Genomic DNA, 16,969 nt, shown 5'->3' with positions numbered 1-16,969 from the left:
ATTGTGACGAACATCTATATAATCCGCCCACTCAAAGTTTTTCGTTCTTTAACATTCCAGTGGAAAAAGCCCATGCATCCGATGCTAAATATCGCCATACGTGCTGCGCGTAAGGCTGGCAACCACATAGCAAAAAGCTATGAAACGCCTGACAATGTTCAAATCACTCAAAAAGGCTCTAACGATTTCGTCACCAACGTTGACCGTGAAGCAGAACATTTAATTATCGAGGTCATCCGTAAATCTTATCCTGACCACACTATCATTACTGAAGAAAGTGGTGAGTTACTTGGTAAAGAAGATGATATTCAATGGGTAATCGATCCACTGGATGGCACCACTAACTTCACAAAACGTTTCCCTCACTTTGCTGTTTCTATCGCGGTTCGTATTAAAGGCCGTACAGAAGTCGCCGCTGTTTACGATCCTATGCGTAACGAGTTATTTACCGCTGTTCGTGGTCAAGGCGCACAATTAAATGGTTATCGCCTACGTGGTGCCGATGCTCGCGAACTCGATGGCGCGATCGTGGCAACCGGTTTCCCCTTTAAGCAAAAACAGCACGCCGTTGTGTTCATGAACATCATGAGCAAAATGTTTGAGAGCTGTGCAGACTTCCGCCGTACAGGCTCAGCGGCTCTTGACTTGTGTTACGTCGCTGCGGGTCGTGTCGATGCTTACTATGAAATTGGTTTAAAACCATGGGATTTCTTAGGTGGTGAACTGATCATGCGTGAAGCTGGCGGTATTATGACGGATTTTGTTGGCAACCATAATTACTTAGCTTCAGGTAATATTGTTGCGGGTAGCCCACGCATTGTTAAAGAGATTTTATCTGTGATGCGTGAAGAATTATCCGAGTCACTGAAACGTTAATGATTTAATAAAGGTGTTGGGGCTTCCCCCAATGCCTTTAATTCTCCCCTCTCATATAACCCACCATAAGATAACTCAATTTGATAGAAAGCATTTTAGTGTCACGTTTTTTACTATCGATTACACCACCAAAATGCCTTCTTGTTAGTGATTTTGGATTGTTCATTCACTTCAGATATATATCTAACCCTGATATTTAGGAACAAACCCAAGTTAACCTTATGATTGTGCTACAACTTTCGGTCTAATAAACAAAGCAGGGATCGCCAATAGTGCCATTAAATAAAAGACTAAACCGTGATTGTCTGGCACACGCTCATAGATAGCCCCCACCACAACAGTGATGATAGCTAAACCGCCCCCTGTTGCTAATGCTGAATAAACACCTTGTAATGGAATAATTTCATTTTCTTTTCGAGCACTGATAAAACGCATTGCAGCGAGGTGGCATACGGTAAAGGTTCCACTGTGCAATATCTGAACAACAATTAGGACTGGTAGTGAGGTAAATGCCCCCATTAGCCCCCAACGAATGATGCCGCTGATAGCAGATAACAAAAGTAGATTTCGTGAACTCCAACGACGAAATAGTTTGTTACTCAACATAAAAACCACAACTTCAGCGACAACGCCAAGTGCCCAGAGGCGACCTATAACGATGTCAGAATAGCCTGCTTCCTTCCAAAATAAAGAGGCATAGCCATAATATGCAGCATGTGCGCCTTGCAACAAGGTGACACAAATTAAGAACGTCACTACGTTTTTATCTGCAATGAGTTGTCTAAATGAGAGTTTATCTTCTCCTGCAACTTTAGGTATGCCTTTAGGCATAATTGCAGGCGTTAACATTGCCGTGAGTAATAAAGCTAAGCAGCTAATAATTAAAGCCACCATAATGGATTGATGACCTAATATATCGGCGAAATATCCCATCGCTATGGAGCCAATAATAAAAGCGACGGACCCCCAAAGCCTAATTTTGCCATAATCAAAGGGAAACTGCTTTTGCCATGTTCCTGCCAGCGAGTCACCGAGTGGCACTAATGGCGCAAAAAATAAGTTAAACCCAGTCATGACAAAAAATAGCCATGCCCAATGGGAACCAAAGGAAAAGGCAACAGCAAAGAGTAGAGACAATCCTGCCAATATTCTTAATGCGTTAATGAGTTTGGATTGATCTTTAACCATCGGTGTAATAAACATTGCACCAAGGAAACGCGCAGCTAACCCAATCCCTAATAACACCCCGCTCATTTCAGCATCAATACCTTCACCTTGTAGCCAAATTGGCCAGAATGGTAGAAAAATACTGTAAGCGAAAAAATAGGTAAAATAATCAATCGCTAGCCAGCGAGTTGATGGAATTACCATCACTCCTCCTTGTTTTTCAATGCAAAAAACCCGCTTTTACCAAAGTGTAGAAGCGGGTTTTGAAACTAAATTAATTTTATTTTATGCGTAAACTGGGTATTTTGCGCAAATATTCAATACGTTTTGTTTGATACGTTCAATGGTCGCTTCATCATTGAGGTTATCCAGAACATCGCACATCCAACCAGCCAGTTCACGTGCATCGCCTTCATTAAAGCCACGACGTGTGATCGCTGGCGTACCAATGCGGATACCAGAGGTAACAAATGGACTTTTCGGGTCGTTAGGAACGCTGTTTTTATTCACCGTAATGTTTGCACGACCCAATGCAGCGTCAGCATCTTTACCTGTAATACCTTTATCAACCAGATCCACTAAGAACAGATGGTTCTCTGTGCCACCGGACACTACTTTATAACCGCGTTGTTGGAAAATTTCTACCATTGCTTTCGCATTTTTCGCAACTTGTTGTTGATAAACTTTAAATTCAGGTTCCATCGCTTCTTTCAATGCGACCGCTTTACCTGCAATAACATGCATTAACGGGCCACCTTGAGAGCCAGGGAAGACGGCTGAGTTCAGTTTTTTGTACAGTTCTTCGTCACCACCTTTCGCCAAAATCAGACCACCACGAGGGCCAGCTAATGTTTTATGGGTTGTTGTAGTAACAATATGTGCGTGTGGAACTGGGTTAGGATAGACGCCTGCTGCGATTAGACCCGCAACGTGAGCCATATCAACGAATAGATAAGCATTGATGCTATCTGCGATTTCACGCATTTTAGCCCAATCAACAATACCAGAATATGCAGAGAAACCACCGATGATCATTTTTGGCTTATGTTTCAATGCTTGTGCTTTGATATCTTCGTAGTCGATTTTTCCGCTTTCATCGATACCGTAAGGAACGATGTTATAAAGTTTGCCAGAGAAGTTGACAGGTGAACCATGGGTCAAGTGACCACCATGAGCAAGGTTCATACCCAATACGGTATCACCCGGTTGCAGCAACGCCATATAAACAGCCGCATTAGCCTGTGAACCTGAATGAGGTTGTACGTTAGCATAATCTGCACCAAACAGCGCTTTTGCACGATCGATAGCTAATTGCTCGACAACGTCAACATACTCACAACCACCGTAATAGCGTTTGCCTGGGTAGCCTTCTGCATATTTATTCGTTAGCTGAGATCCCTGAGCTTGCATCACTCGTGGACTGGTATAGTTTTCTGAAGCAATTAACTCAATGTGTTCTTCTTGACGGACGACTTCTTGTTCCATTGCTTCCCACAGTTGTGGATCATAATCTGCAATATTCATTTCACGCTTTAACATTCGCTTCTCCTGCCTCAGCCATTCAATAAGTTGATAACAAAACTATCGCAATAGCACACAGTGTAAACTCTTTTTCTTCAGGGTGATAGCCCTAAAGAAAAAATATACGCAAACGTTTGCATAAATTTTCTCAGTCATAAAAGACTATCAAGCATACCAAGATAAAATCAGCCATATTCGCATTGCTAAAAGATTAAATCCTATTTATTGGGTGACTCTTTTATAAAGTTTCTATTTTTAAACTCTTTTTATAATAGACCTATTTACTTTGTGTGTTAAAAGTTATAAATTGCATTTAAAATACATGTTATAAAATTCATCATCGAATGAAATTATTTCAGGAGAGCCTGTATGCTAGACAGCCAAACTATCGCTATTGTTAAATCCACTATCCCAGCCATTGCTGCAACGGGTCCCAAACTAACTGCTCACTTCTACGACAGAATGTTCAAACAACATCCTGAGCTGAAAGATATTTTTAACATGACGCATCAAAGTAACGGCTCACAACGTGAAGCCTTATTTAATGCGGTTTGCGCGTATGCAACACATATTGAGACGCCCGAAGCATTGATTTCTGCTGTAGAAAAAATCGCACAAAAACATGCAAGCTTGAATATCAAACCTGAACACTACCCTATTGTCGGGGAAAATTTATTGGCTGCTATCGATGAGTTACTCAACCCAGGGCAAGAAGTGTTAGATGCTTGGGGTAAAGCTTATGGTGTCCTTGCTGATATTTTTATCAACCGTGAAGCAGAAATTTACCGCCAAAATGCAGATAAAACAGGGGGCTGGGAAGGTTTACGTGAATTCCGTGTTGCGGCTAAACAGGCGCAAAGTGATGTGATCACAAGCTTTGAGTTTGTCCCTGTCGATGGTCAGCCTGTCGCAGATTATCGTCCAGGCCAATACATCACTATTTATATCAATGATGACAGCCTAACTAACCAAGAAATTCGCCAATATTCACTGACCACAGCACCAAATGGTCGTAGTTATCGTATTGCCGTTAAACGTGAAGATAATGGTGTTGTCTCCAATTATATTCACCAAAACTTAAATGAAGGTGATATTGTTCATTTAGCGCCACCATGCGGTGATTTCTTTATTGATATCGATAATAAAACCCCTGTCACTCTCATTTCAGCGGGTGTCGGTTTAACACCGATGCTGAGCATGCTCAATTCATTAACTCAGGAAGGCCATGAAGCACAAGTTAACTGGCTACATGCCGCCGAAAATGGTGCCGTTCATGCGTTCCATCATGAGGTAAATAAACACCTTGCTCACCATCCACATAGCCAATCCGCTGTTTGGTTTAATCAGCCACGTGCAGAAGATAAACAAGGATTTGATTATCAATTTAGTGGCTTAATGGATCTTTCGCAGGTTAAAGCGTGGTTAGGCGTTCCAAATATGCAGTTCTATTTCTGTGGTCCAGTTGGCTTTATGCAATACATCGCTAAACAACTGATTGAGATGGGCGTTTCAGCAGAGAATATTCATTATGAGTGCTTTGGCCCTCATAAAGTTCTACCTTTAAATTAATTTTAAATAACCTATTTAAATTTCGCGGTAACGGTTTTGCATACTAAACACTCTTTTAATCCCATTCCTGTGTTTATGCCGTTACCGCTTTTTATTAAATAATGACTAAGCTATTCCATGATGTTTGCCCCACGACCATTCCCTAAATAATGCGTAGTAAGTAGGGGTCGATGGCGCGGCTCCCTTGAAATGTGACTAGAGCCGCGAAAAAAGCATGGAAATTAAATCGCCTCTTCGTCCTGCTCACCAGTACGAATACGGATCACGCGAGCAACATCGTAGACAAAAATTTTGCCATCACCAATTTTGCCAGTTTGTGCCGTCTGCATAATAGTTTCTACGCAGCTTTCGACAATATCATCGGGCACAACAATTTCAATTTTGACTTTAGGCAGGAAGTCCACCATATATTCGGCGCCACGATAAAGCTCGGTATGACCTTTTTGACGACCAAAACCTTTGACTTCTGTTACCGTCATCCCAGTGATCCCCACTTCCGCTAACGCTTCTCGGACATCATCCAGCTTAAAAGGCTTAATAATTGCATCAATTTTTTTCATAAATAATTCCTGTTATGACCAGTTTTTACGGCCAAAACCTGACGTGATTGGATAACGACGATCTTTTCCGAAATTACGCACCGTAATACGTGGTCCAACTGGCGCTTGACGGCGTTTATATTCGTTAATATCGACAAGACGCACAACGCGATGAACCGTTGCTTCATCGAAGCCTTGCTCAATCAATTGTGCCACGGAATAATCTTTTTCCACATAAGCTTCAAGTAACGCATCTAAAATATCGTATGGCGGCAAGCTATCTTGATCGAGCTGCCCTGGTGCCAGCTCCGCCGATGGTGGCCTATCGATCACACGTTGCGGTATCGCAGGAGAGATCGTATTACGATATTTCGCTAACTCAAAAACCAATGTCTTTGGTACATCTTTTAAAACATCAAAACCGCCCGCCATATCACCATATAAGGTTGAATAGCCAACGGCAGATTCACTTTTATTACTGGTCGTTAAAACTAAACGACGGCGCTTATTGGACATCGCCATTAAAATAACAGCACGGCAACGCGCCTGTAAATTCTCTTCGGTAGTATCAACAGCAGTACCTTCAAACATTGGTTGAAGTTGTGACATAAAAGCATCAAACATAGGTTCGATTGAGACAATATCAAACTCAACGCCAAGCAATTCAGCCTGCTCTTTGGCATCATGGATACTCATTTCTGAGGTATAGCGGAATGGCATCATCACGGCCTGAACGCGTTCTTTGCCAATCGCATCCACCGCTATTGCCACTGTTAATCCCGAATCAATCCCACCGGATAAACCGAGTATAGCGCCATTAAAACCATTTTTATTGATATAATCGCGAGTTGCCATCACCAAGCCTTGATAAACCTGTGCAACTGGTGACAGTGCTGGTGCTAGCTTTTCCATCGGTACCGCGGATAACTCATTAAACTGGCAATTAACGATTTGCTCATCAAAATCAACCAGCTGATGTGTGATTTTACCGTCACTCGCCAGCACTTTAGAGCCACCATCAAAAATTAACTCATCCTGACCGCCCACTTGGTTCAAATAGATGATAGGTAATTGTGTACGCTGGCAATGCCTTACCAATAAATCACTCCGACTATGATCCTTGTTACGATCATATGGGGAGGCATTAATCGTCAACAATAGTTCGGCACCGGCTTGCTTAACGGCATCCACTGGCCCATCGAACCAAATATCTTCACAAATTAATAAGCCTATACGGTAACCTTTAAAGTCAACCACACCAGTTTTATCACCCGCAGAGAAATAGCGAAGCTCATCAAAAACACCATAGTTTGGCAGCTCTTGTTTGAAATAGCGGGTGAGGAGTTTTCCTTGGTAGAAAAAAGAGAGGGCGTTATACATTTTCCCCGCTTCTGTCCACGGGTGACCAACAACAATCGCTGTTTCCGTGCTCGCATTTTGTAAGCGTTCTAATTGCACTAAACAACGTTGGGTAAAATCCGCACGGAATAAAAGATCTTCCGGTGGATACCCCGTGAGTGACAGCTCAGAGAACACAACAATGTCAGCGATATTCTTTTGTTCTTCAAAAACTTGCAACATGCGTTCACAGTTGCCTTCAATATCGCCAACTAACCAATTTAATTGAGCTAGTGAAATATTAAGCTTACGGCTCATAAGGTATTTCTTCTCCCGAGCATTGATATTGATACCTTAATTCACTCTTCACTAGCCATTACCACGGCAGCGATAAATTGAGTGACTTAAACACGATAAATTTAGATGATAAGGCCAATTATTCTTTAAAATCATTAGCCTCTAAATCATGACGTGCCAATAATTTATAAAATTCAGTACGATTTCTGCCTGCCATGCGAGCGGCTTGTGTCACATTCCCTTTTGTCATCTGTAATAGTTTACGTAGATAGTTAAGCTCAAATTGGTTACGTGCCTCAACAAACGTTGGAAGTGCCGTATTTTCACCTTGTAACGCTTGGCTAACCAGCGCTTCACTGATCACAGGTGTTGTAGTCAATGCGACGCATTGCTCAATGACGTTAACCAATTGACGTACGTTGCCCGGCCAACTGGCTGACATCAAACACTTCATAGCTTCTGTCGAAAAGCTACGAACAAACGGCTTATGCCTTGATGCCGATTCACGTAGTAAATGGTTAGCTAAAATAGGTATATCCTCCGCCCTCTCATTCAGGGCTGGGATGCGCAAATTCACCACATTCAGACGATAATAGAGGTCTTCACGAAACTCATTTTTTTCCATCGCCTTCGGTAAATTACGGTGTGTTGCAGAGATAATACGCACATCAATATCTAAATCACGATTACTGCCAAGAGGACGTACTTTGCGCTCTTGTAATACGCGTAATAATTTAACTTGCAGCGGCATTGGCATATCGCCGATTTCATCAAGAAATAGCGTTCCCCCATTTGCGGCAAAGAATAGCCCTTCTCGGCTACTCACAGCCCCTGTAAAGGCCCCTTTTGCATGGCCAAATAGCTCAGATTCAAGTAATTGTTCTGGTAATGCGCCGCAGTTAATCGCGATGAATGGCTTGCGTGCCCGTGGGCTTGCCTTATGGATTGCCTGTGCTAAGACCTCTTTACCTGTACCACTCTGCCCATTAATTAATACGCTCACATCCGATTGCGCGACCATATGGGCTTGTTCTAACAGTCGGATCATCAATGGGCTGCGAGTAACAATGCCTTCGCTCCACTCTTCATCACTGATTGGTGTTGAAGATAATGCCAATGCTTCATCAATGGCCTTGTAGAGCGCATCTTTATCAACAGGTTTGGTTAGGAAACTAAATACGCCGCGCTGTGTTGCTGCAACGGCGTCGGGAATTGAGCCATGGGCGGTGAGGATTATCACGGGTAAATTAGGGTGTTGCTTCTGGATCTCATCGAACAGAGCCATTCCATCCATTTCATCCATTCGCAAGTCACTAATCACCAACTCTATTTTTTCTTTTTGAAGCAATTTTAGCGCTTCTGGCCCACTTTCCGCGGTGGTGACTTTAAAACCTTCACTGCTTAAGCGCATACCCAGTAATTTCAGCAGACTAGGGTCATCATCCACCAGCAGAAGATTTGCTGATTTACGGTTGGTCATTGCGCTCATTCTCCGATGGGTTATTAGTTGAAGAGTTACCATCTTCAGCGACTGGTTTTTCCGTTTTAGCCGCTTCTTTTGGTTGCTTTTTATCTACCGCTTCAACCTCTTTTTCCGTTTCATTGGTAATTTGTTTGCGAGAGGAGAGTTGCCTCTCAATGTCAGTTAAATTTTCTAATTTACGTGAGGTTGTATTCAGTTCAAATACCAGTCTGGCATTTTCTTCTTTCATACGGTCAAGTTTATTGTCTGTATCTTGCTGTAGCCGCTTAAAACGAGAATTGGCTTCAGCAAGATTAATTGTTTGTACCTGTTGTTCACGCCAAAGTTGTAATAACGGGCGAATTGCCGTGGGGAAATTAAGGCTAAAAGTGTTCATACTGTCGACCATTTTGCGTCGTTCAGCAATTGTGGGTTCAGCCGCGCCCATTAAGATACTGTGCTGAAATGCGTCCGACCAATTTTCAATCTGTATCTGTGATGCCTGCTTGCGTGCTGTAGCAGGGTCGAGACGATCGGCACAGTCCATCATCCTCAACCAAAAAAGTGCATTTTCTCGCGCATTAGGCTGATAATTTTCCCAAACGCCCTCACATGCCGCATAGCGGTAATCGGTCACTTTAACTTCAGGGACAACAACTTGAGCTAACGTATCTAAAGAAGATTGCCCATTTTGAGTCGTACAACCCGTTAAAATGAGTGACAACAATAACGCGCCTATATGCACCGCTTTTTGCTTTTGGATGAATGTAGAGTTTTTTTTCGTTAACCCGATATATCGCTTTGGTAACACCGCAAAGCGTAATGCAACCAAAACATCTGTAGACCTATTTGCCATTATTATTCATTCTCTGCAGTTAAAGGCAGTTCAATTCTAAAGCAGACATCTGCTAATTTATTGGGTACTAGTGAAAGTTCACCCCCCATTTGCTTAATGCAATCATGTGCAATACTTAGCCCCAATCCGCTGCCTTTGACAGCTCCTTTTCTCACAAGCGACCCTTGGTAAAAAGGTTCAAAAATCATACTTTGTTCTGACTCAGGAATTGGTGTGCCAGTATTAGCAACTTCAATAACAAGCTTATTATCTATTCTGCGGCTTGTGATCCAAATATTACCTGATTCACTGCCATAGTGCACCGCATTGGAGTAGATATTATCAATAACCCGTCCTAGTAGCGTTGGTTCAGCAAGGCAATGGTCAATACGTAGACGAATATCCGTTTGAATATTTTTCGCTCTCGCAGGTAAATTATGAGCCATAACAATGTCTTCAATCAATTTTTGCAAATCAACATGTTGTGCTTCTGGCGGGCTATCTGCTAATTTACGATTATAATCAAGAAGCTGCTCAATAAGTTGCTGAAGATGCTTACTGCTGTTATCAAGAATTTCTACAACCTCTTTTTGTGACTCGGTAAGCGGCCCCGCCACTTCATCGGCCAGTAATTCAGTGCCTTCACGCATACTTGCTAATGGTGTTTTCAGCTCATGGGAAATATGCCGCAAAAACTCATGGCGCTGCGATTCTAACCAAGCTAAGCGTTCACTTAACCAGATAATCCGCTGCGCTAACGAGCGTAGCTCTCGAGGCCCTTTAAATAATTTTAAATTATTTGTCAGCGTTCTGCCTGTGCCTAATCGGTTGATCATACGTTCGATGCCTTTCACTGGCCCGATAATCATTCGAGTAAACAAAGCAACTAAGAGCACACTCAATAAAAAGAGGATAAGGCTCTGCCAACCAAAAAGCTGTCCTTTATTGGCAATTGCTTTTTGTAATTGCTCCCCTCGACTAAATATTACGTCGCGGGTCTCTTGTATTAATGCATTATTCTGCTCTGAGAATTGGCTTAATGCTGCGGTGACTTCTTTAGGCGGTTCACTATTCTCACAAACTACCGTTTTTAATTCTTCTAACGCGCGAGTCAGTGCCGATGTATCTGCATTTTTAGGCAGTATCGTTTTTTGCCGCTCAAACATCTGCTGATAATCAGAAAACTGCTTGAGGTAGAGGGTATGTAATGAAGCATCTTTCAAAACACAGTATTGGCGATAGCTTCTTTCCATTTCTAAAGCTAGTCCACCCATCGCTTCACTTCGCCGGGTATCTAAAAGTGTTGTTTTATTGATTTGAGCAGCTTGATTACTTAATTGCTCCAAGCTTTGGTAAGCCTGATAAGCCAGAACCAATAGTGGCAATAGCACTAACCAAAATGCCATGACAACCAATTGGCGCAAGGAGCGCGGAAATAGACGCCATTTACTCAATGCATTCATCTCACACCTGTTAAACGAGGTTCCATGGTAACAGAACTGAATGAATTACGTGAACTTGATGATCACCACAGTTCGATTTTCCCTCTTATTTCATAAGAGTCACGCTAGTTACAGCAAGCAATGTGCCAATCTCATTGAGAATAAACAAGAAAAATTATGGGGGGATAAATACAGGAAGGCGGAATAAAGAGTTCAACTTTATTCCGCCAGCGATTTACTGATGTGATATATGATTATCTCTTTATAATCATATAGGTGGTGCCTCACTCCACGTGTCGCCCTGTGTTTGATAAGGCTCGAAAGCGAATATCTGTGCTGTTGGACGGTAGGCACCTTACTTTGGCATCATTCTTGCTTTATGTGGTATGTTCCCACCCTAATGTGGACCGACATAATAATGTTGAATGAGCAACTGAATATTATTATGCACACATCGTGCCAACTTTTCAATATATTTATTAATTAATTGAAAGATAAGCACTTTTATTTTTTCGGTTTCTTATTTCTTCTTTTTCACCTCTAAAATTTTTCTTTCTTTCCTCTATACTGTCTCCTTTTAAAGACACCCACCACAGCATAGAAAATTATTTTTATTTTTCAACAAATTAAATGTCTCCATTTGGAGACACCCAAATAAGGGGTTTGTCGCCAATTTTATACACCTCGAAAAAAAACCTCATCACCTGAATAAAAAAACCTCAGAATAATTAATAAAATTGATATTTATTGCGAGACCAACAGAAATTCAAATTAAAGCGAAAATAATAAACACTATGGCACCCCTAATTTTTATTGATAAAAATTAAGAGTACTTTCCAAGAAATAATTTTACTAATCTATACTTCACGACAATACTTAACTTTTACTTATTGATTTGATAATAAAGATTCGATGAGGAAATTTATGAATATGCAATCAAGTAACACAATAGAGCAGAACGATATGCAAGCCGCGTTGTATGTGCTTGAGCAAACTATTGGTTTTGTATTTCAAGCAGCACTACGCGCCGCGGTGCAGTTAAATATTGCGGATCATTTAATGCAGGAAGCAAAGACCGTTGAGCAACTGGCTGCTGAAATAAAGGCAGATGCGAGAGTCGTGAAAAAAATTCTTCGAGTACTCGCAACCCGTAAAATTTTTACTTGTTTAGATGGCACTCATTACGCATTAACGCCAGAAGCGACCTTTTTATGCACTGATCACCCCTACTCATTGCGCCCTGCTATTCTCTGGTTGACTGATAAAACCTTTTGGCTAACGAGCGCAGAGTTCACACAATCCGCTTATGGTAAGCGCGTATTTGAAGATTTATTCGGAAGTACATTCTTTGATTACTGGGAAAAGAATGCTGATCAACCAGATGGCTTTGATGAAGGGCAAGCTTCTTTATCAAAAATTGAAAACGAATTTATCCTAAAAAATTATACTTTCCCAGAAAATATCATTGTTGCCGATATTGCTGGCGGCTTAGGCAACCTGCTACTTGAAGTATTGGCACGTAATCCGTCATTAAAGGGTATCCTATTTGATAGGAAACATGTGCTAGAAAAAAATATTCTACATCGGCTCAAAGATGATACCCGTTGGACATTACAACCCGGCTCTTTTTTTGAGCAGTGTCCAGAAGCTGATATCTACCTATTGAAATACATAACTCATGATTGGAGTGATGATAAGCTTATTGAGATATTTAAAACCATCCGTCGCGCCATGAAACCAACCTCAAAATTACTGGTCATGGACGCGATTATCCCCGAAGATAATCGCCCCCATTTTGGAAAGGAATTAGAGCTTATATGCTTTAGTGTTATTCACGATAGTAACGAGCATACAGAAGCTGAATTTAACGCATTGTTCTCGCAAGCAGGTCTAAAAATCAACCGAATTATTCCAACAGAAAGCCATATTGCTATCATTGAAACCGTTCCTGTCTAATCGGCAACGACGAAAAAATAGCCCCGTATTACGGGGCTATCAGATTCAGGCTACTTAGCCTAATTGCTTACGCGCATTACGGAAAATACGCATCCATGGGCCATCTTCCCCCCAATTTTCTGGGTGCCAAGAGTGACTTACAGTACGGAATACACGCTCAGGATGCGGCATCATAATTGTTGCGCGGCCATCCATTGATGTCACCGAAGTAATACCATTCACTGAGCCATTAGGGTTAGCAGGGTATTGCTCTGTGACCTGCCCATAGTTATTCACAAAGCGCAGTGCTACTAATGAATGATTTTCCAATTGCTGAATATGGGCAGGATTACGCGCCTCAACCAAACCTTCACCATGAGATACCGCAATCGGCATGCGTGAACCGACCATATCTTGAAGCAATAAGGAAGGGCTCTTAGCTACCTCGACCAAACTAAAGCGCGCTTCAAATCGTTCTGAGCGATTGCGTACAAAACGAGGCCACAGTTCTGCTCCTGGGATCAACTCATATAAATTGGACATCATTTGACAACCATTACACACGCCAAGGGATAATGTATCTTGACGAGCAAAGAAAGCAGCAAATTCATCACGTACTTGGTTATTAAACAGGATTGATTTTGCCCAACCTTCCCCAGCACCTAATACGTCACCGTATGAGAAGCCACCACATGCAACTAAGGTTTGGAAGCCTGCCAATGATAGATGCCCCGCGAGCAGATCACTCATATGGACATCAACCGCATCAAAACCAGCACGGTCAAAAGCAGCTGCCATTTCCACATGAGAGTTAACACCTTGTTCGCGCAACACCGCAACTTTAGGGCGTACACCAGACAGGATATAAGGTGCTGCGATATCCTCTGCAATATCGAAAGTAAGCTGAGTATTTAGACCAGGGTCTTGGCTATCCAACTTCGCTTTATGCTCTTCATCTGCACACGCCTCATTATCACGTAAGCGTTGCATCTGCCATGTTGTCTCAGCCCACCACTCACGTAATGTACTGCGAGATTCCTGATAAACAACAGTATCACGACTATTAATCACTAATGCATCTTCTTGGGTGACCGTACCTAGATAATGTAAACATTCACCTAAACCCGCTTCAGCAAAGCAATTTTCAACATATTGCTTATCTTGCTGTTTAATTTGGATAACGGCGCCCAACTCTTCATTAAACAGCGCGGCGAGAATATCTTCATCAAATTCGCTAATATCAACATTAATACCGCAATGGCCTGCAAATGCCATCTCAGCTAATGTCACGAACAGACCACCATCAGAGCGGTCATGGTATGCTAGCAGTTTTTGCTCTGACAATAAGCGTTGGATAGCGGCAAAGAAACCAGATAGTAATTTAGGGTCGCGCACATCCGGTGCTTTATTACCTAACTGACGGTAAACTTGCGCAAGAGCCGAGCCGCCTAAAGCATTATGCCCTTGACCAAGATCGATTAACATTAAGGCAGAGTCAACGTCCGTTTTTAATTCAGGTGTCACCGTCAAACGCACATCTTCAATACGACCGAATGCGCTAATAATCAGTGATAGTGGTGATGTCATTTCACGCTCTTCACCATTATCTTGCCAACGTGTTTTCATTGACATCGAATCTTTACCAACAGGGATAGTCAACCCTAAAGCAGGACACAGTTCTTCGCCTACCGCTTTCACAGCTTCATACAGACCTGCATCTTCCCCGGGATGCCCCGCCGCCGCCATCCAGTTAGCTGAAAGTTTTACTCGTTTTAGATCTTGCACATATGCGCTAGCAATATTAGTTAATGCTTCCCCTACCGCCATACGGGCAGAAGCGGCGAAGTCTAACAATGCAACAGGGGTTCTTTCACCAATTGACATAGCCTCGCCATAGTAGCTATCAAGACTCGCTGTTGTGACCGCGCAGTCCGCGACAGGGATCTGCCAAGGCCCAACCATCTGATCACGCGCAACCATACCAGTCACTGTACGGTCACCAATAGTAATTAAAAATGTTTTTTCCGCGACGGCTGGAAGATGCAACACGCGTTTTACTGCTTCATTTAAATGGATAGACGTTCTATCTAACGCCCCTGGTTGTGCCTTTAATGTATTCACATCACGCAACATTTTAGGGGTTTTACCTAACAGCACATCAAGAGGCATATCAATAGGTTGATTATTAAAATGCGCATCTTTTAAAACTAATTCACGCTGTTCGGTTGCTTCACCAATTACTGCAAAAGGAGCACGTTCACGCTCACAAATTGCCGTAAATAGAGCCATTTGTTCTGGAGCAACGGCTAAGACGTAACGCTCTTGAGACTCATTACACCATACTTCTAATGGGCTCATTCCAGGCTCATCATTCAGAATTTTGCGCAGTTCAAAGCAACCACCACGGCCCCCATCACTCACTAATTCAGGCATGGCATTCGATAAGCCACCCGCTCCCACATCATGGATAAATAAAATGGGGTTGTTCTCACCCAACTGCCAACAATTATCAATAACCTCTTGGCAACGTCGCTCCATTTCTGGGTTATCACGCTGCACTGATGCAAAATCCAGATCAGCATCTGATTGACCAGAAGCCATAGAAGATGCGGCACCACCACCAAGACCGATATTCATTGATGGCCCACCAAGGACGATGAGTTTTGCTCCAACAGGGATCTCACCTTTTTGCACGTGATCCGCCCTGATATTGCCAATCCCTCCAGCTAACATAATAGGTTTATGATAGCCGCGTAGCTCTTCACCGTTATGGCTGTTAACCTTTTCTTCATAGGTACGGAAGTAACCTAATAGTGCTGGGCGACCAAATTCGTTATTAAACGCCGCGCCACCTAATGGCCCTTCTAGCATAATATCGAGAGCGGTAACGATACGTTCCGGTTTGCCGAAATCTTCTTCCCATGGCTGCTCGAACCCAGGGATACGTAAATTCGATACTGAGAAGCCAACTAAACCCGCTTTCGGTTTGGCACCGCGCCCTGTCGCCCCTTCATCACGAATTTCACCGCCCGAGCCCGTTGCTGCCCCCGGCCATGGAGAGATCGCTGTAGGATGGTTATGTGTTTCGACTTTCATCAAAATATGAGCATCTTCTTGATGATAACGATAAGTACGGCTATCTGATTCTGGGAAGAAACGCCCCACGGAAGATCCTTCCATCACTGCCGCATTATCTTTATAAGCAGATAACACATAGTCTGGCGTCGTTTCAAAGGTGTTTTTAATCATTTTAAACAGCGATTTAGGCTGTTTTTCACCATCAATGATCCAATCTGCATTAAAAATTTTATGGCGGCAGTGTTCTGAGTTTGCCTGTGCAAACATATACAGTTCAACATCCGTTGGGTTGCGTTTTAACTCAGTGAATGCATTTAGAAGGTAATCAATTTCATCATCAGCAAGTGCTAACCCCATTTCTACGTTAGCTTTTTCGAGGGCAGTTCGGCCATGACGACTGATATCAATAACTTTCATTGGTGCGGGTTGATGATGAACAAACAGTGCCTCAGCTTGCTCAAAAGAGCCAAAAACACTCTCCATCATGCGGTCATGTAGTAGCGCTGCAACGTCTAGCCACTGTGCTTGTGATAGTGAATCGGCTTGCACATAGTAAGCAATACCACGTTCAATTCTTTCGACCTGAGATAAACCACAATTGTGAGCAATATCTGTCGCTTTAGATGACCAAGGAGAAATTGTTCCTGGGCGTGGTGTCACTAATATGAGTTTACCAAAAGGCTCGTGCTCCGCGAGAGAAGGACCGTATTTCAGCAAACTACGCAGTTTGCCTTGCTCGCTTTCACTTAAAGGCGCTGATAGTTCAGCAAAGTGCATATATTCAGCATAAATATCCGTAACAGGAAGCTGTTTTTCAGCAAACAACGCCAACAGGCGAGCAATACGAAATGCTGATAGAGCAGGTGAACCACGCAAAATTTCCATAGTCTTAAATTCTCTCATTTAAACG

The 16,969-nt window shown here is 42.6% G+C and carries 11 protein-coding genes; 3 read left to right on the top strand and 8 right to left on the bottom strand.

Going from position 1 to position 16,969, the window contains the following annotated elements; translation table 11 throughout:
- The first annotated feature begins 72 nt into the window (after positions 1 to 72).
- Positions 73 to 876, top strand: a complete 804-nt coding sequence (suhB, locus tag PSF11_RS11075; protein WP_004921404.1) for an inositol-1-monophosphatase — start codon at positions 73 to 75, stop codon at positions 874 to 876.
- A 219-nt stretch (positions 877 to 1,095) separates the two neighbouring features.
- Here suhB and PSF11_RS11070 read toward each other — a convergent pair whose 3' ends face one another.
- Both PSF11_RS11070 and glyA read right to left on the bottom strand, forming a co-directional pair.
- Positions 1,096 to 2,247 carry a 3-phenylpropionate MFS transporter gene (locus PSF11_RS11070; protein ID WP_004921405.1) on the bottom strand — a complete coding sequence of 384 codons (1,152 nt, stop codon included), beginning with the start codon at positions 2,245 to 2,247 and terminating at the stop codon, positions 1,096 to 1,098.
- Between the two features lie 81 nt (positions 2,248 to 2,328).
- Positions 2,329 to 3,582: a serine hydroxymethyltransferase gene (gene glyA / locus PSF11_RS11065; RefSeq protein ID WP_004921412.1), complete on the bottom strand. Its 1,254-nt coding sequence runs from the start codon at positions 3,580 to 3,582 to the stop codon at positions 2,329 to 2,331.
- Positions 3,583 to 3,933: 351 nt separating this feature from the next.
- Between glyA and hmpA the strand changes: the two genes are divergently transcribed.
- Positions 3,934 to 5,133: an NO-inducible flavohemoprotein gene (gene hmpA / locus PSF11_RS11060; protein WP_072502416.1), complete on the top strand. Its 1,200-nt coding sequence runs from the start codon at positions 3,934 to 3,936 to the stop codon at positions 5,131 to 5,133.
- Between the two features lie 221 nt (positions 5,134 to 5,354).
- Here hmpA and glnB read toward each other — a convergent pair whose 3' ends face one another.
- The 5 genes from glnB to PSF11_RS11035 form a co-directional block, all read right to left on the bottom strand.
- Positions 5,355 to 5,693 carry a nitrogen regulatory protein P-II gene (glnB, locus tag PSF11_RS11055; RefSeq protein ID WP_004921424.1) on the bottom strand — a complete coding sequence of 113 codons (339 nt, stop codon included), beginning with the start codon at positions 5,691 to 5,693 and terminating at the stop codon, positions 5,355 to 5,357.
- 12 nt (positions 5,694 to 5,705) lie between these two features.
- Positions 5,706 to 7,328 (bottom strand): NAD+ synthase, encoded by a 1,623-nt coding sequence (locus tag PSF11_RS11050; protein ID WP_014656326.1) that lies wholly within the window; start codon positions 7,326 to 7,328, stop codon positions 5,706 to 5,708.
- Positions 7,329 to 7,446: 118 nt separating this feature from the next.
- Complete coding sequence (gene glrR, locus PSF11_RS11045; RefSeq protein ID WP_004921431.1) at positions 7,447 to 8,787, bottom strand: two-component system response regulator GlrR; 1,341 nt, start codon at positions 8,785 to 8,787, stop codon at positions 7,447 to 7,449.
- The gene (gene qseG, locus PSF11_RS11040) at positions 8,774 to 9,625 is read right to left on the bottom strand and encodes a two-component system QseEF-associated lipoprotein QseG (protein WP_004921434.1); all 852 of its coding nucleotides are present in this window, start codon (positions 9,623 to 9,625) and stop codon (positions 8,774 to 8,776) included. The genes glrR and qseG overlap by 14 nt, the downstream gene beginning before the upstream one ends.
- Positions 9,626 to 9,627: 2 nt before the next feature.
- Positions 9,628 to 11,067 (bottom strand): sensor histidine kinase, encoded by a 1,440-nt coding sequence (locus PSF11_RS11035; protein ID WP_014656328.1) that lies wholly within the window; start codon positions 11,065 to 11,067, stop codon positions 9,628 to 9,630.
- Positions 11,068 to 11,970: 903 nt separating this feature from the next.
- Between PSF11_RS11035 and PSF11_RS11030 the strand changes: the two genes are divergently transcribed.
- A complete protein-coding gene (locus PSF11_RS11030; RefSeq protein ID WP_061063856.1) occupies positions 11,971 to 13,002 on the top strand; it encodes a methyltransferase in 1,032 nt (343 codons plus the stop codon).
- Between the two features lie 54 nt (positions 13,003 to 13,056).
- Here the strand turns inward: PSF11_RS11030 and purL are convergent, their stop codons facing one another.
- A complete protein-coding gene (gene purL / locus PSF11_RS11025) occupies positions 13,057 to 16,944 on the bottom strand; it encodes a phosphoribosylformylglycinamidine synthase (RefSeq protein ID WP_115113474.1) in 3,888 nt (1,295 codons plus the stop codon).
- Positions 16,945 to 16,969: the final 25 nt, after the last annotated feature.

The sequence above is a fragment of the Providencia sp. PROV119 genome, assembly GCF_028482435.1.
GTDB lineage: Bacteria > Pseudomonadota > Gammaproteobacteria > Enterobacterales > Enterobacteriaceae > Providencia > Providencia stuartii.
This window is presented reverse-complemented; position numbering and strand designations above follow the sequence as displayed.